Raw genomic sequence first — 18,566 nt, 5'->3', positions numbered from 1 at the left:
AGCTAAATGATGGCTATTACTTAAACTCTTCCTTATTCAAACCATGTTTTTGCATTTTGTCGTAGAGGGTTTTTCTCGCCAGTTGCAGCCTGTCCATGGTCTCTTTAATGCTTCCTCCGCATTCGGCGAGTGCCTGCTCTAGCACTGTTTTTTCAAACTCGGCGACTTGTTCGGCAAGGCTGAGGGCGACGTGAGATTTGTGCTCACCTTCGCCCAACTGGATCAGCTTGCCGAGTAGAACAAAGCGCTCTGCTGCATTGCGTAGCTCTCGAACGTTGCCGGGCCAATCGTGGGAAAGTAGTGTTTGTAAATCGCTGGCTGGTAGGGTAGTTGCCGCTTTGCCATAGCGCGCTGCGGCGACCAAGAGAAAGTGGTGAAACAGGGCTGGAATGTCTTCTTTGCGATGCCTTAGCGGAGGAAGGTCGAGGGTGACGACGTTTAAGCGATAGTAAAGGTCTTGGCGAAAGGTGCCTTCTGCGGCGGCTTGTTTTAGATCGACCTTGGTTGCTGCGATCACCCGAATGTCTAGCTCGACTTCTTGATTCGATCCAACCCGTTCTAGGCTGCGCTCTTGCAACACACGCAGCAGGCGAATTTGCGCTTGCATTGGCATGGATTCAATTTCGTCGAGAAATAGGGTTCCCCCTTGAGCGTGTTCAAATTTGCCGATTCTGCGGCTATCTGCGCCAGTAAACGCGCCCTTTTCATGGCCGTAGAGTTCGCTTTCAATCAAATTCTCAGGCACAGCACCACAGTTCACAGCGACGAAATTTTGCTCTCTGCGACTACTTTGCTCATGCAGCGAGCGAGCAATCAGCTCTTTACCTGTACCCGTTTCACCAAAAAGTAGGATATCAGCGCTGGTGTCGGCGACATGAGTGATGGTGTCACGCAGCATCTGCATGCTTTGAGTTTCACCAATAATACGAGGTCCCAGGGTTTGGTTGGCCTTTAAAGCTCGTTTGAGCTGATGGTTCTCAAGTGTTAATTGACGCCTTTCAATCGCTCGTCGCACCGTATCGACTAAGCGCTCATTTGAAAACGGCTTTTCAATGAAGTCGTATGCTCCGTCGTGCATTGCTTGCACCGCCATAGAGATGTCGCCGTGCCCGGTGATTAAGATGACTGGAATATCTGGGTCTTTGCGGTGGATAGAGGTGAGCAGGTTTTGCCCTGATAGTCCGGGCAAGCAGATATCGGTGACAACAACATGAGGGGGATTGTCACTATCAAATGCGACTAGCGCCGATTCGGCATCTTCAAAACTGTGCGTATCGATATCCGCTAACTCAAACGCTTGCTCCATGGCGATACGCAGGTCAATTTCGTCATCGATTAGAAAAACGTGGCACATATAGCTTCACTTCCTTGGGTGCGTTTATTTTGAGAGTTGGGAATTATTCGATGGCATCGGCAGTCTGATGGCAAAGCAAGCACCACCTTCAATTTTATTATCGGCGGTGAGACTGCCCATCATGGCTTCAATGATCTGTTGAGATATTGATAGGCCAAGACCTAATCCATTGGTTTTAGTCGTAAAAAACGGTTCGAAAAGGTGTGCTAGGTGATCTTGCGAAATTCCGGGTCCGTTGTCGCTTATCTCAATCACAATTTGCTCTTCGGCTTGATAAATATTTACCAATACCTGTTTGCTTTCTCGTCCTTCGAGGGCGTGCATAGCGTTGGTCAGCAAGTTAACCAACACTTGCTCAAGTTGAATTGGGTTTATCTGGGTATGAAGGTCGGTTTGCTCACAAGTCAGCTCTAAACTCACTGCGTGTGATTTGTACTGCGACTTCATCAGCTCTTTTGCAGCAATCGCTAGCGGATAGATCTGGGTATCGACTAATTCTTCTGAACTAGTTTTCTTGGCAAATGCTTTAAGTTGCTGACTGATTTTGGCCATTCTTTCCGTCAGAGAAGAGATCCGCTCTAGGTTGCTGTCTGCAGATTCCAATTTGTCTTTCTGCAAAAACTTGCGTGCATTGTCGGCATAGCTACGAATGGCGGCCAATGGGTTATTGAGCTCATGACTAATACCTGCTGACATTTGCCCCAGCACCGCAAGCTTGGCTGCTTGGATCAGCTCTGCTTGAGTTTGACGCAACGCTCTTTCAGTGTCGGTTCGCACCTTGATCTCTGTGTGCAACTCCGCCGTGCGCTCCATCACCAAGAACTCGAGTTTCTGTTTGGCTTCATTTTGAATCTTTTCGATTTGGCGCTGTTTGTATTTTTGTTGGGAATAGACCAGCAGCGCCAAATAAAACACAGTGAAGACTAAAGTGACGATGGCTAGAGAAGCGGCCACATCCAGCAGATGTTCACGTTTAGGGCTTAAGACTCGAACCGTGAGCTGAGTGATCTCCATCGGCTCACTTACGGTAATATAAGCTTGACGATTGAGTGACGAGTCAGCAGGTTGGATCATGCCAACGTTTTGATTGATGTCGCCATGAAATCCCAAACTTTCGATCTCTTTACCCAAATAACGTTGGCCTTGGGATATCTGCTCAAGTCGAGATTGTGAAAGGTCGAGCAGGGAGTGAAATAACCAAGCAGGCTGGCTTGACATAAAAATCACGTTGTCACTGTCGGTGACCACAAATTCACTGGTTTTATTGACCCAGCTTTGCTCGATGTTGGCTAGGTTCTTCTTCACCACCACGACTCCGAGACGATTAGCCCCGTACTCGATAGGGTAGGAATAGTAATATCCGCGCTGGCCCGAGGCACTGCCTAGTGCAAAGTATTCGCCCGCGTTGCCCCGAATCGCTTCTTTGAAGTAAGGACGAAAAGAGTAGTTACGTCCAATGAAGGATTTTTCCAGCGCCCAGTTACTTGCGGCAAGCGTAAAACCCGTATGATCGAGCAGATAAATGTCACTCGCTTCTAGGATTTGATTCACCTCAGCAAGGTAGCGATTGGTGATATCGATTTGCGCGGTATTTTCAGGGGAGAGCAGAGCATTGATGATGGCTCTATCTTTTGCCAATAATCGTGGCAAATGAGCGAACTTATCTAACTGGCTAACAAGATAACTTTTAAGCTGCTTGGCATCCCCTTGTGCTTGATTGACTAAAGATTGATAGCTCGTCCCCCAGCTAAAAAAGCCGGTGAACAGCAGAGTAAGCAAATACAAAGCAAGTACCATTGAGGTGACTTTTTTTGGGACGACCATTTTTCCTCATTACTATCGAATCTCTATAAATCAAATTAAAGCAAAGAAATAGCGTTCAAACCGTAACCAGATTAAAACTTGGCCGAAATGGTGAAGTTGTGGTGCGGTAAAACTAGACTCGGATCTCTTTTTCAGTTTTTTATGAAAAAAAGGGCTTTTCTCCCTTGAAAACCGCGGTAATGTCCCCATTTTGTCGAACAAGCGATTGAGAATTTAGGACACGTCTCGACACAGCCGATGCATATCGCTAGAATGCGGCGTCTAATTTTCTGTCCTGAGACTAATTGGAGATGGCTTTGGCAATTACCGAAGGCTATCACTGAATAGTTCACCAAATGCATTTGGTGGTCTCAATTCGTTAATTAACGAATGATTGAACAGATTACAACACTATGGATAGGGTCGCATGATGCACCCTCGCTCAGCCTAGCTGAGCCATTTTTGAGGTTTATTTATAATGCAAGCTACTGTTGAAACTCTAGAAGGCCTAGAGCGCCGTCTTACTATTACTGTTCCTGCTGCTAACATCGAAGACGCAGTAACAGCTGAACTACGCAACATCGCGAAAAACCGTCGTTTTGATGGCTTCCGTAAAGGTAAAGTACCGATGAAGATGGTTGCTAAAATGTACGGCAAAGCAGTACGTCAAGACGTGATGGGTGAGGTTATGCAACGTCACTTCATCGAAGCGATCGTTAAAGAGAAAATCAACCCAGCGGGCGCACCAACTTTCGCTCCAGTTGAAACTGAAGAAGGCAAAGACCTAGTATTCACTGCAACTTTCGAAGTTTACCCAGAAGTTGAGCTGAAAGGTCTAGACACTATCGCTGTTGAAAAGCCAGTAGCAGAAGTTAAAGACGCTGACATCGATGAGATGCTAGAAACCCTACGTAAGCAACAAGCTTCTTGGAACGAAGTAGAAGCAGCTGCTGAAGAAGGCACTCGCGTAACTATCGATTTCGTTGGTTCTATCGACGGCGAAGAGTTTGAAGGCGGTAAAGCTGAGAACTTCCCACTAGAAATGGGCCAAGGTCGCATGATCCCTGGTTTCGAAGACGGTATCGCTGGTAAGACTGCGGGCATGGAATTCGACATCGATGTAAACTTCCCAGAAGATTACCACGCTGAAAACCTAAAAGGTAAAGCGGCTAAGTTCGCAATCAAAGTGATCAAAGTAGAAGCTCAAGAGCTTCCTGAGCTAAACGACGAGTTCGTTGCTAAGTTCGGTGCTGAAGGTGGCGTTGAAGGTCTTAAAGCTGAAGTTCGTAAGAACATGGAGCGTGAGCTTAAGCAAGCTGTTAAGAACCGTATCAAAGAGCAAGCGCTTGACGGTCTAGTTGAAGCGAACGACATCGACGTTCCTGCTGCACTTATCGACCAAGAGATCGGTACTCTACGTCAACAAGCTGCACAACGTTTCGGTGGCAACGCTGAAGCTGCTGACCAACTACCACGTGAGCTGTTCGAAGAGCAAGCTAAGCGTCGCGTAGCAGTAGGCCTACTACTTGGTGAAGTGATCAAGTCTGAAGAACTAAAAGCTGACGATGAGAAAGTTAAAGCGCTAATCACTGAGATGGCGACTGCTTACGAAGATCCAGCTGAAGTTGTTGCTTACTACGAGCAAAACGAGCAAATGATGAACAACATGCGTAACGTTGCTCTTGAAGAGCAAGCGATCGACGCAATCCTAGCGAAGGCGAACGTTTCTGAGAAAGAAGTAGCGTTCAACGAGCTAATGAATGCTCAACAACCTGCATAATTCAGGTTTCTGAGTGTAGAAAGTTGACTTTGTTTTAACTCTTCTGCTAACAATGGTCCGTGTGAGTTAATCATCCGGGCCATTTTATTTAGGGATATAAGAATATGAGCTACCAAGAAAAAAACGCTATGTCACCAATCATTGACGCTCTCGTACCTATGGTGGTGGAACAAACTTCCCGCGGCGAACGTTCTTTTGATATCTACTCTCGTCTTCTAAAAGAGCGCATCATCTTCCTGACTGGTCAAGTGGAAGACCACATGGCCAACCTAGTAGTAGCTCAGATGCTATTCCTAGAGTCTGAAAACCCAGACAAAGATATCTTCCTATACATCAACTCGCCAGGCGGCAGTGTGACTGCAGGTATGTCGATTTATGACACCATGCAGTACATCAAGCCAGACGTAAGCACTGTATGTATGGGTCAAGCGTGCTCTATGGGTGCGTTCCTACTTGCAGGTGGTGCTGAGGGCAAACGCCACGTACTACCGCATTCGCGCGTTATGATTCACCAGCCGCTAGGTGGTTTCCAAGGTCAGGCATCGGATATTCAAATCCACGCTCAAGAAATCTTGACCATCAAGCAGAAGCTGAACCAATTGCTTGCTGACCACACTGGCCAGCCAATTGAAGTAATCGAACGTGATACTGATCGTGATAACTTTATGGCGGCAGACCAGGCAGTAGAATACGGCCTAGTCGACTCTGTACTGGCGCGTAACGCTAAGTAAGCCATAGCCTGCCAAGATGCCTGCGCATTTTGAGCAAATTTGTTATACACTCAAATCAGAAATATAAAAGCTAAGAGGTTAGCGAATGACAGATAAAAGCAAAGAGGGCGGTAGCGGCAAACTACTCTACTGTTCTTTCTGCGGCAAAAGTCAGCATGAAGTTCGCAAGCTCATCGCTGGTCCGTCAGTCTACATTTGTGATGAATGTGTTGATTTGTGCAACGATATTATTCGTGAAGAAATCAAGGATGTTTTACCTAAGAAGGAATCCGCCGCTCTACCTACGCCGCGTGAAATCCGTGAACATCTAGACGACTACGTAATCGGCCAAGAGTATGCGAAAAAAGTGCTGGCGGTAGCGGTTTATAACCACTACAAACGCCTGCGCAACGGTGATACAACTGCTGAAGGGGTTGAACTAGGTAAGAGTAACATCTTGCTTATCGGTCCTACAGGTAGTGGTAAAACCCTACTTGCTGAAACGCTAGCGCGTTTCTTGGATGTGCCATTTACTATGGCTGACGCAACCACACTAACCGAAGCTGGTTACGTGGGTGAAGACGTTGAAAACATCATCCAGAAGCTTCTACAAAAATGTGACTACGACGTGGCGAAAGCTGAGCGCGGTATTGTCTACATTGATGAGATCGACAAGATCTCTCGTAAAGCAGAAAACCCATCTATCACTCGTGACGTATCGGGTGAAGGTGTGCAGCAAGCTCTACTTAAATTGGTTGAAGGTACTATCGCTTCAGTTCCGCCACAAGGTGGTCGTAAGCACCCTCAACAAGAGTTCCTACAGGTTGATACCTCGAAGATCCTATTCATCTGTGGTGGTGCATTTGCCGGCCTAGATAAAGTGATTGAGCAGCGTGTTGATACAGGTTCTGGTATTGGCTTTGGTGCGGAAGTTCGCTCTAAAGATGAAACCAAAACTGTGGGTGAGCTATTTACTCAAGTTGAACCAGAAGATTTGGTTAAGTACGGTCTTATCCCTGAGTTTATCGGTCGTCTTCCTGTAACGACGACTCTGACTGAGCTGGATGAAGAAGCACTGATTCAAATCCTTCGTGAGCCGAAGAACGCACTGACTAAACAGTACGCAGCGCTATTCGACATTGAAGACGTTGAGCTTGAGTTCCGTGAAGATGCACTGCGTGCTATCGCTAAGAAAGCGATGGACCGCAAAACAGGTGCTCGTGGCCTTCGTTCTATCTTGGAAGCTGTGCTTCTTGAGACTATGTACGAGCTTCCATCTTCAACGGATGTTAGCAAGGTTGTTATTGATGAGTCGGTTATCAACGGCGAGTCGGAACCGCTGCTAATATACGAAGCAAACGACAAAGAAGTCGCTGGCGGCGAGTAAAATTTCGTCAATTAATTAGAAAAGGAGGCATTGCCTCCTTTTTTTTTATTATCTCGTTGAATCTAATCCAATTGCCCCCATATACTGCTCATAAGCAGAAACGGAAGAGAGAAAAATATGAACTTGGAGCGTTCCGAGCGTATCGAAATCCCCGTGTTACCACTACGCGATGTTGTGGTATACCCTCACATGGTTATCCCTCTGTTTGTTGGTCGTGAAAAATCGATTCGTTGCCTAGAGTCGGCAATGGAAGCCAACAAGCAAGTTCTACTTGTGGCACAAAAGCAAGCAGATACCGACGAGCCGGTGATCGATGACCTATTTAGCACTGGTACAGTTGCAACGATTCTTCAGCTATTAAAGTTGCCTGACGGCACGGTTAAAGTGTTGGTTGAAGGCCAGCAGCGTGCGCGCATTCATCAGTTTGTTGAAAACGACTTTTTCGTCGCTGACGCTGAGTACCTTGCGACTCCAGAATTGGATGAGAAAGAGCACGAAGTGGTCGTTCGCAGTGCGATTAACCAATTCGAAGGCTTCATTAAGCTAAACAAGAAGATCCCACCAGAAGTACTGACGTCTTTAAGCGGTATCGAAGATGCGGCGCGCCTTGCCGATACTATCGCAGCTCATATGCCACTTAAGCTTGATGATAAGCAGCAAGTGCTAGAAATTCTTGATGTGAATGAGCGTCTTGAGTTCCTAATGGGACAGATGGAATCGGAGATCGACTTACTGCAAGTTGAAAAACGCATTCGTAATCGTGTTAAAAAACAAATGGAGAAATCCCAGCGCGAGTACTACCTGAATGAGCAAATGAAAGCGATTCAGAAAGAACTTGGTGAGATGGAAGATGCTCCAGACGAATTCGAGACTCTGAAGAAGAAGATCGAAGAGTCGAAAATGCCTAAAGATGCCAAAGAGAAGACGGAGCAAGAGCTATCTAAGCTTAAGATGATGTCTCCGATGTCGGCAGAAGCGACTGTCGTTCGTAGCTACATCGACTGGATGGTTGGTGTGCCTTGGAACAAGCGCTCTAAAGTTAAGAAAGATCTGTCTAAAGCAGAAGAAATTCTTAATGAGGACCACTATGGTCTAGAGCGTGTTAAAGAACGTATCCTTGAGTACTTAGCGGTCCAAAATCGTATCAACAAGCTAAAAGGTCCAATCCTTTGTCTTGTTGGTCCTCCTGGTGTTGGTAAAACCTCACTAGGTCGCTCGATTGCAGCGGCAACAGGTCGTAAATACACTCGTATGGCGCTAGGCGGCGTACGCGATGAAGCGGAAATCCGTGGTCACCGCCGTACTTACATCGGTTCTATGCCAGGCAAGCTTATTCAGAAGATGTCAAAAGTTGGCGTGAAGAACCCACTGTTCCTACTTGATGAGATCGATAAGATGTCTTCAGACATGCGTGGTGATCCGTCATCTGCGCTCTTAGAAGTACTTGACCCTGAGCAGAACAATGCGTTTAACGATCATTACCTAGAGGTTGATTACGACCTGTCTGATGTGATGTTCGTTGCTACATCGAACTCCATGGACATTCCGGGTCCTTTGCTTGACCGTATGGAAGTGATTCGTCTATCGGGTTACACCGAAGACGAGAAGCTTAATATCGCTAAGCGCCACTTGGTGTCTAAGCAGATTGAGCGTAACGGTCTGAAGAAAGGTGAAATCGAGATCGAAGATTCGGCCATCATCGGCATCATTCGTTACTACACGCGTGAAGCGGGTGTTCGTAGCCTAGAGCGTGAAATCTCGAAGATCTGTCGTAAAGCAGTGAAGAACATCCTGCTAGACAAAGATCTCAAGACAGTAACCGTTTCTATCGACAACCTAAAAGATTACCTAGGTGTTCAACGTCACGATTACGGTAAAGCAGACGACAACAACCGTATCGGTCAAGTAACTGGTCTTGCGTGGACTCAAGTGGGTGGTGACCTGCTGACTATCGAGACCGAAGCGATGCCAGGTAAAGGCAAGCTAACGCAAACAGGTTCTCTTGGCGACGTGATGAAAGAGTCGATTCAAGCGGCTATGACTGTAGTACGTGCTCGTGCACAGAAGCTTGGTATTAACGAAGACTTCTACGAGAAGCGTGACATTCACGTACACGTGCCTGAAGGCGCTACACCAAAAGATGGCCCTAGTGCAGGTATCGCAATGTGTACAGCACTTGTTTCTAGCCTCACAGGTAACCCTGTGAAAGCGGATGTGGGTATGACAGGTGAAATCACTCTTCGTGGTGAAGTTCTGCCTATTGGTGGCTTGAAAGAGAAGTTGCTGGCAGCGCACCGCGGCGGCATCAAAACCGTGGTGATTCCTAAGGACAACGAGCGTGATTTGGAAGAAATTCCAGAAAATGTTATCGCTGATCTGACGGTGAAGCCGGTGCAGTGGATTGACGAAGTGCTGACCATTGCACTAGAGAATGACCCTTCAGGGGTGTCGCTAGGTCAATAAAATAGTGACCTGCTGCAAAAATCATTAAAAGAAATCCGCTGACAACGCTCAAAAGGCTTGTCAGCGTTTTTTCTGGGCGCTAAGTTAAATCACCAAGGGTAACGCCTTTATCCACAAGGGCTTGCCTAAAAATAACTAATCTATTTAATGGAACGAATGCCACTAAAGGAACGTAGTTGGCAGTAAAGGGGAACCTAAAGTGAACAAAACACAATTAGTAGAAAAAATCGCAGAAAACGCAGACATTTCTAAAGCTTCAGCAGGCCGTGCTCTAGACGCATTCATCGAAGCTGTAAGTGATACTCTTCAATCAGACGACCAAGTTGCACTAGTTGGCTTCGGTACTTTCAGCGTACGTACTCGTGCAGCTCGTACAGGTCGTAACCCTAAGACTGGTGAAGAGATCCAAATCGCAGAAGCGAAAGTACCATCTTTCAAAGCTGGTAAAGCGCTTAAAGACGCTTGTAACTAATCAAATACCGCTTTTGGTAAGAATTAGCTGATTAAAAAGTCAGCGTTTGGTAAAACTCGCCGAAAAACGCTGATAATAATCTCTCAAAAATGCGCATCTATATGGTGCGCATTTCTTTTTCTGATATTATCGACACAAGTCCGCTCAATTGAGCACGCCGCGTGAGCACAAGGCTAGCGGCCATTTTTTGGAGAGTATTTAAGTCATGATGGATCGGTTGCGCGATGGCGCAAACAGCGTCGCAATTAAGGTGATCCTTGGGGTCATCATTCTTTCTTTCATCTTTACTGGTGTAAGTGGCTACCTTGGCGGTGGTGCAGCGGCAGCAGCTAAAGTGGGCGACGTAGAAATCAGCCGTGGTGAGTTTGAGCAAGCTTACCAAAACGAACGTAATCGTATGCAAGCACAGCTAGGTGATTACTTTGCCACTCTACTAGGCGACCCAAGCTACGCTCAACAATTCCGCAAATCAGTTCTTGATCGCATGATCAACGATATCCTGCTTGAGCAACACGCTAAGTCGCTAGGTCTACGCATCAGCGATGAGCAAGTACGTCAAATGATCGTTGAGATGCCGTACTTCCAAAACGATGGTAAGTTCGACCAAGAAATTTATGCACAAGCACTTCGCCGTGCGGGTTTCACTCCTGAAGGCTACGCTGAAACGGTTCGTCGAGATGAAGTTCGTAACCAGCTGCTGCTTGCACTGCAAGGTAGTGAGTTTAGCCTGCCAAGTGAAGTTGAGTCTCAGGGCCTGCTGATCACTCAGCAGCGTGATATCCGCACACTAACGCTAGACGTCGAGAAATTCGCAGCGAATGTTGAAATCTCAGACGAAGAGCTACAAACCTATTACCAACAAAACCCAGCTCAGTTTACTCGTCCAGAGCAAGTGAAAGTGGGTTACGTTGAGCTATCTGCTGCTGCACTTAAAGACCAAATCAGTGTTTCTGAAGAGCAAGCGAAGACATACTACGATGAGCACCTAGCGCTTTACTCTACTGAAGAGCAGCGCAAGCTTAGCCACATCCTAGTTCAAGGCGATGACGAAGCAAAAGCTCAGGCAATCCTTGATGAAATCAACGCAGGCGCTGATTTTGTGCAAGTGGCTCAAGAGAAATCTGAAGACCCAGGCAGCGCTGAAGAAGGCGGTTCTCTAGGTTGGATCGAGCGTGGTGCAACGGACCCTGCGTTTGAAGAAGCAGCTTTCGCACTGCAAAACGCTGGTGAAATGACGGGTCTTGTAAAGTCTGGCTTTGGTTACCACATCATTAAACTGGACGAGCTAAAAGCACCTGAAGCTAAGCCATTTGAGCAAGTTGCTGCGGACATCACCCAAGAATTGCAAGATTCGCAGGCGATTGAGCGCTTCTACGAGCTTCAAACTGAACTTGAGCGCGTTGCATTTGAATTCCCAGATTCACTAGAAGATGCAGCACAAGCTATCGATGGCACTGTGGTTAACACTGACTTCGTTTCGCAAGCCGATGCACCTCAGGTGTTACTGACGCCAAGCGTAATGCAAGCAATTCTCGATCCAGAAGTAAAAGACACTGGTCTTAACTCTGCGGTAGTTGAAGTGGCTCCTGAGCACGTGATTGTTGTTCGTGTGGATGACCAACGTGATGAAACGGTTCTTCCTCTTGAGGAAGTGAAAGCACAAGCGCAAGAGCTTGCGGCAAAAGCGAAAGCTGAGAAGCAAGCAAGTGAGTTAGGTGAGAGCCTGATTGCAGAGCTTAAAGAAGGCAACACCAGCTCTCTAGAAGCTAATGAGCTAGCGTTTGGTGAGTCTGAAAGCATTGACCGCGGTAACCCACTAGCAAATACAGTATTTGCGATGGTTAAGCCTGCAGAAGGTCAACCTGAGTTCGCTAAGACGCAAGATATGCAGGGTAACATTGTGATTGTTGAACTTACCGGTGTGAAAGCTGAAATTGAGCCAGCATACAATGAGCAAATCGGTGCTCAGTTGGTAAGAACGACAGCGCAGCAAGACCTAGAAGCAACTCTGACGACGCTACGCAACGAGGCTGATATCGAGTATTACGTTGTGGAAACCAACTAATTCATCGATGTAAACATGCTGTTTATCAAACGGGCTGCGCTATGCAGCCCGTTTTGTTTTGAGTAAAACCCGCTTCATTTTTCCTTTCGTGACGCTCATTGTTATTGACGTTCCCCCCCTAAAATTCAGTCACTCACAACTACAAGGAGCGTTTATGAATGCGTTGAAAACTCTGCTATTGAGTATAGCGTTGATTTTATCGCCACTATCAATTGCCGAAGAAACCAAAGCAGATAAGTATGAAGGCATTGAAATCACGGTGAACATCAACACCGCAACCGCCCAAGAGTTGGCAACCTTGCTAAAAGGTATCGGGCAATCTAAAGCGGAAAAGATCGTTGAATACCGAGATGCCAATGGCAAGTTCAAGTCGGCCGATGAGCTAGCAGAAGTGAAAGGGATTGGCAATGCGACGGTTGAGAAGAATCGTGAGCGTATCAAGCTCTAGTGGCCGATAGTGAAAAACGCACCAACATCGCTTACACTGCAAGAGGTGTTGGTGTGATTTGGAAACCTTTATGAACCCAGTAGAGTCAGGTAAATATCAGTTCATTGGACCAAGCTCACCGAGTAAGACGTTGAGTGAAAGTGTTGAACTGACTAAGTGCAAACCACGAAATTCTGAGCAGGCTATTGATGTAAGCAGTAACGAGCTAAAGAAATCGCTTTGGCTGGAAGAAAATCAAGTTGCAATAGAAAGCTCAAATAACTACGTGGAGATGCATGGGCTCCCACTTGCAAGATTTAAATCTTATTGATGCCTAGATTGAGTGTTTAACGCAATGACAATAACTTGCTACTCGACTTACAAACTGACTTACTTGATGGTCTAACAACCAGAGTCGTCGTTCCTCTTCTTGAATATGACAGTTCACCTAAGCCTGCGAATACGCTTAATCCGATTTTCGAGGTAGAAGGTAAGCAAATTGTTATGTTGACACAGTTCCTTGCTGCAGTATCTCAAATAGAACTAAGAGAATTCGTTACCGATTTGAGTGACCATCATAAAGAAGTTATGGATGCGTTGGACATGCTGTTCTTGGGCTTTTGATTCGTTTACTCCCAGTAGATCTCTATTACCAATACTCAAGAACTCGATTCACCGCAATGAGTTACTTCTGTTTAGTTTTAACTAGATTGCGCTGAGCAAACCTAGCAATAGCCACAGAAACTGCACAAAAAATGGCACTCATTGCGAAGCGGTCGACGTGAAAATGCCAGCTATCAAACTTACCGTTGTAATTGATGTAGTTAAATGGGTAGCCGACAACGATGTCTTGGTTAGTGTGGTCACTGAAGTAAAAATACCATTCAGCCCCAGTCTGCCCGTAGCCAAATAGCTGGCCAATAATGAGCAAAAAGATAGTCACTGGGATCAGTCTTTGGGCAATAAAGCGCATGAAGATAAATCTTCTCTATTAGTCTCTGACGAACCTAAGCATATCGATTTGCCCCCTTTTTGATAAGCAAAAATTATTTAATATCTAATCTTTTTCTCAAGTAGATAGTCAACCCAAGCAATAGCCCGGCAATAGCGCCCGCTAAGTGGGCCTCGACAGCCACTCTTGCGTTAATCATTGCCTCGGTACTGTGTGATGGCCCTGCGAGATTTTCCCAACCTATTTTTACTGTAAGTCCTACCAATAACCACACACTAGTGTGACGACCATTGATGATTTCAATTACCGCAAACAAAGCAAATAGCCCATGAAGCACAGCAGACAATCCTGCGTACCATTGGGTGTTAGTCAGTGGCAAGGTCATGCTCACCAAAAGACTTATCACAGTGAGCGCCATCCAAAAACGTTTCGTTGACCAACTATCACGGAAAAACCAGCAAATCACCCATAACCCAGCACAATTCATCGCTAAATGGGTCCAGTTAGTGTGGGTAAAGTGAGCGGTTAAGATTCGCCAATACTGGCCCTGTTGAATAAGGCTTGCATCCCAGTTGAGGAGAGGGTGTAATGCGGGCAATTGAGCCAGCACCATAATGAGGCTGGTAATGATTAAGCTAGGTAACATCTTCTATGACGTCTCGATACTGTTCTCAATGTGGAAAAGCAATGTGTATATGCTCACTGATTACTCCAGTGGAGAATCGACTTGAGCTTATCATTCTGCAACACCCGACGGAAGTTGGGCGAGCAAAAGGGACGGCGGCGATCTTGCAACTTGGCCTATCACACTGCAAAACCTTTGTTGGTGAAGACTTTAGTCAGCATGACGAGTTAAATCAATTGCTTGCTGAACCTGATGTGACCCACTGGGTGTTATTTCCAGCTGAACAGGCCAACTCACTAGAGCAGGCGGCAACTATTAGTGGAAAGCTGAGAGTAATACTGCTCGATGGTACTTGGAAGAAGGCGTACAAAATGCGCCAAATCTCAATTAATCTGCGTAACCTTCCATGTATTGCGCTACCAGAAGATTTACAAGGCAACTATAAGATCCGAAAGTCACCGTCAGATAATGCGTTATCGACGGTAGAGGCGGGTTATCACCTCTTAGAGCAATTAGACACTGCTTGTAAGCCGCAACCACTGCTAGATGCTTTTGAAGCAATGATGGAGCAGCAACTAGCCCAGATACCACCGGAAGTTCGTAAAAAGCATTTTGGGGATTAAAGACCTTACAGCCTAGCGAGCAAAGAGGGGATTTACGTCCATGCTTTTATGCAAGATACGAATAATTTCAATTTTTTGATTGCCAATAAGTCGGTAAAAAATCACATGGCTACCTTGAGGGAATTTCCGATATCCTTGGCGGATCTCATCACAAATTTTTCCGATATCTGGGTTTTCAGCAAGTAACCAAAACGAGTCATCAAACTGCTTCAGATAGAGGTTCCTTTGCTCACGCCCCCATCTACGAGCTGTGAAGATAGCGATATCTTTTAAATCCAATTTTGCTCGATTAGTTAATTGAAAAGGCTTCATCGATTGGGTTCTTCATCCAGCTCTTCAATGAAGGAGTCAAGATCATAGTCGGCAGTACCACTTTCTTCACCTTCGACCAGCAACTGGCGCAAGGTGTGCATCTTGGTTTCTTGAGATTCGAGTAAACGTAATGCCGAGCGAATGACTTCACTTGCAGAATTATAGCGACCACTTTGGATTTGATCCGCAATAAAGCCATCAAAGTGTTTACCCAAAGTAATACTTGTATTTTTAGCCATGAAAAAGTCCTAAATACCAAAGAATACCTAATTATGGTACTAATCCTATATGGTCACAAGGTTGCTACCAGTCAGTTTAAGTCCCACTGTGCGATGAAAACAGTTGTTGATGAAGTTTTTGGGCGTAGCCATCGGTCATGGCAGAGACGTAGTCTGCGATGAGACGCATTTGTTCAAGCTCATCGGTGGCTTGCTGCCACTTCGTCCCAGTGGCTTTTGGTAGTAGCCGTTTAGGGTCGGCGCTCAGCGCTTCAAACAGATCCATTACCAATTGCTGGCCCTTGTATTCTGCGATTTGAACCTCGGGGATTTGGATGACGTAGTCACTCACAAACGTTTTAAAGATCTCAAGGGCTATGGCCATTGATGGGGTCATGACGGCGTTATAGTTGAGTAACTCAGAATCAAAGCCAAACTCTGGGTCAATCTGTTCGATGGTGATGCAGGTTAATAGTGCATTGACGATGCCACCGATGGCGTCTTTGCGTAAGTAGTGTTCACCAGAAAAGAGCTTGTCGCTGATCTGTTGAATATTGGCTTCAAACCAAGGGTCCCCGCATTCTGCCAATTTACTCGCCGCTTGTTCTTGCCACTGATTTCTCGTCACTATGCCTAGTACAATGGCATCTTCTAAGTCATGGACACCGTAAGCAATGTCATCGGCAAGCTCCATGATGGAACAATCGAAAGACTTAAACTTGGTTTTCTTGTGTTCATCGTCGGGATAATTCGCTGCACGCATAGATGAGAACAGCGCTCGATCATTGTCGCTGAGCGGGGAAAGCACCCACTCGAGCAGGTCACTATCGAGATCATAAATACCTTTTGCGGGTTTCCACAAATCCGCTTTGAGCTGACGAGGAGAAGCGACAGGCTGAGGCAACTTGGACGCTTGTGCTTGACTGATAAGCGCTGGGTACTTGATTAGACCGAGCACGGTACGTCGAGTTAGGTTCATACCATGGTGTTGGGTATAGGGCTCTAGACGAGTGATGATGCGAAAAGTTTGCGCATTGCCCTCAAAGCCGCCGTGGTCTCGCATCATGTAGTTCAGAGCAATTTCCCCCCCATGACCAAATGGTGGATGACCAATGTCATGAGCTAAACACAGCGCTTCCATCAAACTGCCTGACGGCATTAAGCCGGCATATTGTGGTTGCTTGCGTTTTAACTGGGCTCGGATACCTGATCCAAGTTGCGCCGCTTCAAGCGAGTGGGTGAGGCGAGTTCGGTGAAAGTCATTGGTGCCAGTACCATGGATCTGAGTTTTGGCTTGCAGGCGACGAAATGCGGCGGAGTGAAGGATGCGAGCTCGGTCGCGTTGAAAAGGGTCCCGATGGTCATCTCGACGAGTTTTTTGTTCATCGCCGTAGCGCGCTATCCAAAGATTGGTGTTTTCTGCCATCCGTCGCTCCACCTAATTAGTTATTTTTATTACTTTACAGCCAGTTAGCTAATTTCGTCTAGCGACATGCTAAAACTGTCGGCAAATACCGTCAAAAAGTAGTTCATCTCCTCGGTTTGGCACTCACGCAAGGTGTCATCAAGGCGCTTTTTCGCTTGTTCAAACTCGTGATTGCCTGCAGAGAGCTCTTCAAGGCACTTAAGGTAGGCACAAATTCTATCGGCTTGCTTAACAATGGCGGCTTCTTCTTTGTCAGCAGCGGTTGAAACCAAGAAAGGTTTAAAATCCTCTTGGAATTCTTCAGGTAACATTGAGAGCAGTTTCTCTTCTGCTGCAGCTTCAATTTTTTTGTACTCGTTAGCAATGGCTGGATTGTAGTATTTGACGGGTGTTGGAAGGTCACCGGTGAGCACTTCGCTGGTATCGTGGTACATGCCTAATAGGGCGATACGCTCAGGATTAACGTTACCGCCAAACTTTTTGTTTTTGATTAGTGCCAATGCGTGGGCAACAAAGGCCACCTGTAAGCTGTGCTCGGAAATGTTTTCTTGGGTGATTGAGCGCATTAATGGCCAACGCTGGATGAGCTTCATGCGGGCGAGGTGGGCAAAAAAGTGACTGCGTTTCATAGTACTGCCTTGTGCTAATTCTTGAACACAGTATAACCAAAAAGCGCACCTTGCGGTGCGCTTAGCGTGTTCTAATTATTGGCGATATGTAGACAAGAATCTGTCTAATCGTCCAATGGCACTCTCTAGATCTTCGATATGCGGTAAGGTCACGATACGGAAGTGATCCGGCTTAGGCCAATTGAAACCGCTGCCTTGAACCAGTAACACCTTCTCTTGGACCAAAAAGTCGTAAACAAACTTTTGGTCGTCGGTGATGTTGAACTTTTTCACATCCAGTTTAGGGAACAGGTACATCGCCCCTTTAGGCTTAACACAAGTAATGCCAGGGATTTGAGTGATAAGCTCATAAGCTTTATCTCGTTGTTCAAGCAATCGCCCACCCGGTAAGATCAGCTCATTGATGCTTTGATAGCCGCCTAGTGCTGTTTGGATTGCGTGTTGCATCGGAACATTGGCACAGAGACGCATGGAGCTCAGCATGTCCAGACCGTCGACATAACCTTTTGCCAAATGCTTAGGACCTGTCATGAACATCCAACCGCCGCGGAAACCACAGACACGATACGCTTTGGAGATTCCGTTGAAGGTGACCATAAGCACGTCGTCTGCAAGGGTAGCAATCGACGTATGTGTTGCACCGTCATACAGGACTTTGTCGTAAATCTCATCGGCAAAGATGATGAGGTTATTCTGGCGTGCAATTTCGATCACTTCTAAAAGGAAGTCGCGGCTGTATACCGCACCCGTTGGATTGTTGGGGTTAATCAAGACGATGCCGCGGGTATTTGGGGTGATCTTAGCGCGAATATCGTCAAGATCTGGGTACCAGTCAGCTTCTTCGTCACAAAGGTAGTGCACGGCTTTACCACCTGACAGAGAAACACCCGCAGTCCAAAGTGGGTAATCTGGCGCAGGTACCAGCATTTCATCGCCATTGTTGAGTAAGGCTTGCATCGCCATGACTATCAGCTCTGAAACCCCGTTACCAATATAGACATCTTCAACATCTAGATTCAGTAGGCCTTTCTTCTGGTAGTGTTGAACTACTGCCTTACGAGCAGAATAGATGCCTTTAGAGTCGCAGTACCCTTGAGAGGTCGGCAAGTTGCGAATTACGTCCACAAGAATCTCGTCTGGGGCGTCAAATCCAAATGGGGCCGGGTTGCCGATGTTTAGTTTTAGTATTTTATGCCCTTCTTCCTCCATGCGCTTAGCATGTTTGAGCACAGGACCTCGAATGTCATAGCAGACATTATCGAGTTTTTGCGACATCCCGATATTTTCCATTGTTATGCTTCCGTTTTTATCTATAATACT

General features: G+C 46.4%; 19 protein-coding genes. 10 read left to right on the top strand and 9 right to left on the bottom strand.

Annotated elements, in window-relative coordinates:
• Positions 1 to 16: 16 nt before the first annotated feature.
• Together J4N39_RS10220 and J4N39_RS10215 are read right to left on the bottom strand one after the other, a co-directional pair.
• Positions 17 to 1,354, bottom strand: a complete 1,338-nt coding sequence (locus J4N39_RS10220; protein ID WP_252018832.1) for a sigma-54-dependent transcriptional regulator — start codon at positions 1,352 to 1,354, stop codon at positions 17 to 19.
• A gap of 24 nt (positions 1,355 to 1,378) precedes the next feature.
• Positions 1,379 to 3,178, bottom strand: a complete 1,800-nt coding sequence (locus J4N39_RS10215) for a sensor histidine kinase (RefSeq protein ID WP_252018829.1) — start codon at positions 3,176 to 3,178, stop codon at positions 1,379 to 1,381.
• 457 nt (positions 3,179 to 3,635) lie between these two features.
• Here J4N39_RS10215 and tig point away from each other — a divergent pair, with 457 nt between their 5' ends.
• From tig to J4N39_RS10170, 9 genes are all read left to right on the top strand, one after another.
• Positions 3,636 to 4,937, top strand: coding sequence for a trigger factor (gene tig / locus J4N39_RS10210; RefSeq protein WP_252018827.1), 1,302 nt, complete (start codon positions 3,636 to 3,638; stop codon positions 4,935 to 4,937).
• Between the two features lie 104 nt (positions 4,938 to 5,041).
• Complete coding sequence (clpP, locus tag J4N39_RS10205; RefSeq protein WP_252018825.1) at positions 5,042 to 5,668, top strand: ATP-dependent Clp endopeptidase proteolytic subunit ClpP; 627 nt, start codon at positions 5,042 to 5,044, stop codon at positions 5,666 to 5,668.
• A gap of 85 nt (positions 5,669 to 5,753) precedes the next feature.
• On the top strand, positions 5,754 to 7,034 hold the full coding sequence (gene clpX / locus J4N39_RS10200) for an ATP-dependent protease ATP-binding subunit ClpX (RefSeq protein WP_252018812.1): 1,281 nt from the start codon (positions 5,754 to 5,756) through the stop codon (positions 7,032 to 7,034).
• Positions 7,035 to 7,151: 117 nt separating this feature from the next.
• A complete protein-coding gene (lon, locus tag J4N39_RS10195) occupies positions 7,152 to 9,497 on the top strand; it encodes an endopeptidase La (RefSeq protein WP_252018810.1) in 2,346 nt (781 codons plus the stop codon).
• Between the two features lie 199 nt (positions 9,498 to 9,696).
• On the top strand, positions 9,697 to 9,969 hold the full coding sequence (gene hbs, locus J4N39_RS10190; protein ID WP_252018807.1) for a non-specific DNA-binding protein Hbs: 273 nt from the start codon (positions 9,697 to 9,699) through the stop codon (positions 9,967 to 9,969).
• Between the two features lie 205 nt (positions 9,970 to 10,174).
• Positions 10,175 to 12,034: a peptidylprolyl isomerase gene (gene ppiD, locus J4N39_RS10185; RefSeq protein WP_252018805.1), complete on the top strand. Its 1,860-nt coding sequence runs from the start codon at positions 10,175 to 10,177 to the stop codon at positions 12,032 to 12,034.
• 154 nt (positions 12,035 to 12,188) lie between these two features.
• Positions 12,189 to 12,482, top strand: a complete 294-nt coding sequence (locus J4N39_RS10180) for a ComEA family DNA-binding protein (protein ID WP_252018803.1) — start codon at positions 12,189 to 12,191, stop codon at positions 12,480 to 12,482.
• Between the two features lie 70 nt (positions 12,483 to 12,552).
• Entirely contained in the window at positions 12,553 to 12,792 is a 240-nt protein-coding gene (locus tag J4N39_RS10175) for a type II toxin-antitoxin system CcdA family antitoxin (RefSeq protein ID WP_252018801.1), read from the top strand.
• 35 nt (positions 12,793 to 12,827) lie between these two features.
• Positions 12,828 to 13,085, top strand: coding sequence for a CcdB family protein (locus tag J4N39_RS10170; RefSeq protein WP_252018799.1), 258 nt, complete (start codon positions 12,828 to 12,830; stop codon positions 13,083 to 13,085).
• 61 nt (positions 13,086 to 13,146) lie between these two features.
• Here J4N39_RS10170 and J4N39_RS10165 read toward each other — a convergent pair whose 3' ends face one another.
• Positions 13,147 to 13,434 carry a hypothetical protein gene (locus tag J4N39_RS10165; RefSeq protein WP_252018796.1) on the bottom strand — a complete coding sequence of 96 codons (288 nt, stop codon included), beginning with the start codon at positions 13,432 to 13,434 and terminating at the stop codon, positions 13,147 to 13,149.
• Positions 13,435 to 13,507: 73 nt separating this feature from the next.
• A complete protein-coding gene (gene rrtA / locus J4N39_RS10160) occupies positions 13,508 to 14,059 on the bottom strand; it encodes a rhombosortase (protein ID WP_252018794.1) in 552 nt (183 codons plus the stop codon).
• A 5-nt stretch (positions 14,060 to 14,064) separates the two neighbouring features.
• Between rrtA and J4N39_RS10155 the strand changes: the two genes are divergently transcribed.
• Positions 14,065 to 14,661 (top strand): tRNA-uridine aminocarboxypropyltransferase, encoded by a 597-nt coding sequence (locus tag J4N39_RS10155; protein ID WP_286036800.1) that lies wholly within the window; start codon positions 14,065 to 14,067, stop codon positions 14,659 to 14,661.
• Between the two features lie 12 nt (positions 14,662 to 14,673).
• Here the strand turns inward: J4N39_RS10155 and J4N39_RS10150 are convergent, their stop codons facing one another.
• The 5 genes from J4N39_RS10150 to J4N39_RS10130 form a co-directional block, all read right to left on the bottom strand.
• Positions 14,674 to 14,973 (bottom strand): type II toxin-antitoxin system RelE/ParE family toxin, encoded by a 300-nt coding sequence (locus J4N39_RS10150; RefSeq protein WP_252018790.1) that lies wholly within the window; start codon positions 14,971 to 14,973, stop codon positions 14,674 to 14,676.
• Positions 14,970 to 15,212 (bottom strand): type II toxin-antitoxin system ParD family antitoxin, encoded by a 243-nt coding sequence (locus J4N39_RS10145; RefSeq protein WP_252018788.1) that lies wholly within the window; start codon positions 15,210 to 15,212, stop codon positions 14,970 to 14,972. Before J4N39_RS10145 ends, J4N39_RS10150 begins: the two co-directional genes overlap by 4 nt.
• A gap of 76 nt (positions 15,213 to 15,288) precedes the next feature.
• Positions 15,289 to 16,617 (bottom strand): anti-phage deoxyguanosine triphosphatase, encoded by a 1,329-nt coding sequence (locus tag J4N39_RS10140; protein ID WP_252018785.1) that lies wholly within the window; start codon positions 16,615 to 16,617, stop codon positions 15,289 to 15,291.
• Between the two features lie 44 nt (positions 16,618 to 16,661).
• On the bottom strand, positions 16,662 to 17,246 hold the full coding sequence (gene yfbR / locus J4N39_RS10135) for a 5'-deoxynucleotidase (RefSeq protein ID WP_252018783.1): 585 nt from the start codon (positions 17,244 to 17,246) through the stop codon (positions 16,662 to 16,664).
• 75 nt (positions 17,247 to 17,321) lie between these two features.
• On the bottom strand, positions 17,322 to 18,536 hold the full coding sequence (locus tag J4N39_RS10130; RefSeq protein ID WP_252018781.1) for a pyridoxal phosphate-dependent aminotransferase: 1,215 nt from the start codon (positions 18,534 to 18,536) through the stop codon (positions 17,322 to 17,324).
• Positions 18,537 to 18,566: the final 30 nt, after the last annotated feature.

This window comes from Vibrio sp. SCSIO 43136, from assembly GCF_023716565.1.
Lineage (GTDB): Bacteria > Pseudomonadota > Gammaproteobacteria > Enterobacterales > Vibrionaceae > Vibrio.
The sequence above is the reverse complement of the archived record's forward strand: the minus strand, read 5'-3'. Positions and strand labels throughout refer to the sequence as shown.

Coding starts and splice junctions, on each gene's coding strand:
- J4N39_RS10180 (WP_252018803.1), top strand. CDS start 12,189: ATGAATGCGTTGAAAACTCTGCTATTGAGTATAGCGTTGATTTTATCG.
- clpX (WP_252018812.1), top strand. CDS start 5,754: ATGACAGATAAAAGCAAAGAGGGCGGTAGCGGCAAACTACTCTACTGT.
- lon (WP_252018810.1), top strand. CDS start 7,152: ATGAACTTGGAGCGTTCCGAGCGTATCGAAATCCCCGTGTTACCACTA.
- yfbR (WP_252018783.1), bottom strand. CDS start 17,246: ATGAAACGCAGTCACTTTTTTGCCCACCTCGCCCGCATGAAGCTCATC.
- J4N39_RS10140 (WP_252018785.1), bottom strand. CDS start 16,617: ATGGCAGAAAACACCAATCTTTGGATAGCGCGCTACGGCGATGAACAA.
- J4N39_RS10220 (WP_252018832.1), bottom strand. CDS start 1,354: ATGTGCCACGTTTTTCTAATCGATGACGAAATTGACCTGCGTATCGCC.
- ppiD (WP_252018805.1), top strand. CDS start 10,175: ATGATGGATCGGTTGCGCGATGGCGCAAACAGCGTCGCAATTAAGGTG.
- tig (WP_252018827.1), top strand. CDS start 3,636: ATGCAAGCTACTGTTGAAACTCTAGAAGGCCTAGAGCGCCGTCTTACT.
- J4N39_RS10215 (WP_252018829.1), bottom strand. CDS start 3,178: ATGGTCGTCCCAAAAAAAGTCACCTCAATGGTACTTGCTTTGTATTTG.
- J4N39_RS10145 (WP_252018788.1), bottom strand. CDS start 15,212: ATGGCTAAAAATACAAGTATTACTTTGGGTAAACACTTTGATGGCTTT.
- clpP (WP_252018825.1), top strand. CDS start 5,042: ATGAGCTACCAAGAAAAAAACGCTATGTCACCAATCATTGACGCTCTC.
- rrtA (WP_252018794.1), bottom strand. CDS start 14,059: ATGTTACCTAGCTTAATCATTACCAGCCTCATTATGGTGCTGGCTCAA.
- J4N39_RS10150 (WP_252018790.1), bottom strand. CDS start 14,973: ATGAAGCCTTTTCAATTAACTAATCGAGCAAAATTGGATTTAAAAGAT.
- J4N39_RS10175 (WP_252018801.1), top strand. CDS start 12,553: ATGAACCCAGTAGAGTCAGGTAAATATCAGTTCATTGGACCAAGCTCA.
- J4N39_RS10165 (WP_252018796.1), bottom strand. CDS start 13,434: ATGCGCTTTATTGCCCAAAGACTGATCCCAGTGACTATCTTTTTGCTC.
- J4N39_RS10130 (WP_252018781.1), bottom strand. CDS start 18,536: ATGGAAAATATCGGGATGTCGCAAAAACTCGATAATGTCTGCTATGAC.
- J4N39_RS10155 (WP_286036800.1), top strand. CDS start 14,065: ATGACGTCTCGATACTGTTCTCAATGTGGAAAAGCAATGTGTATATGC.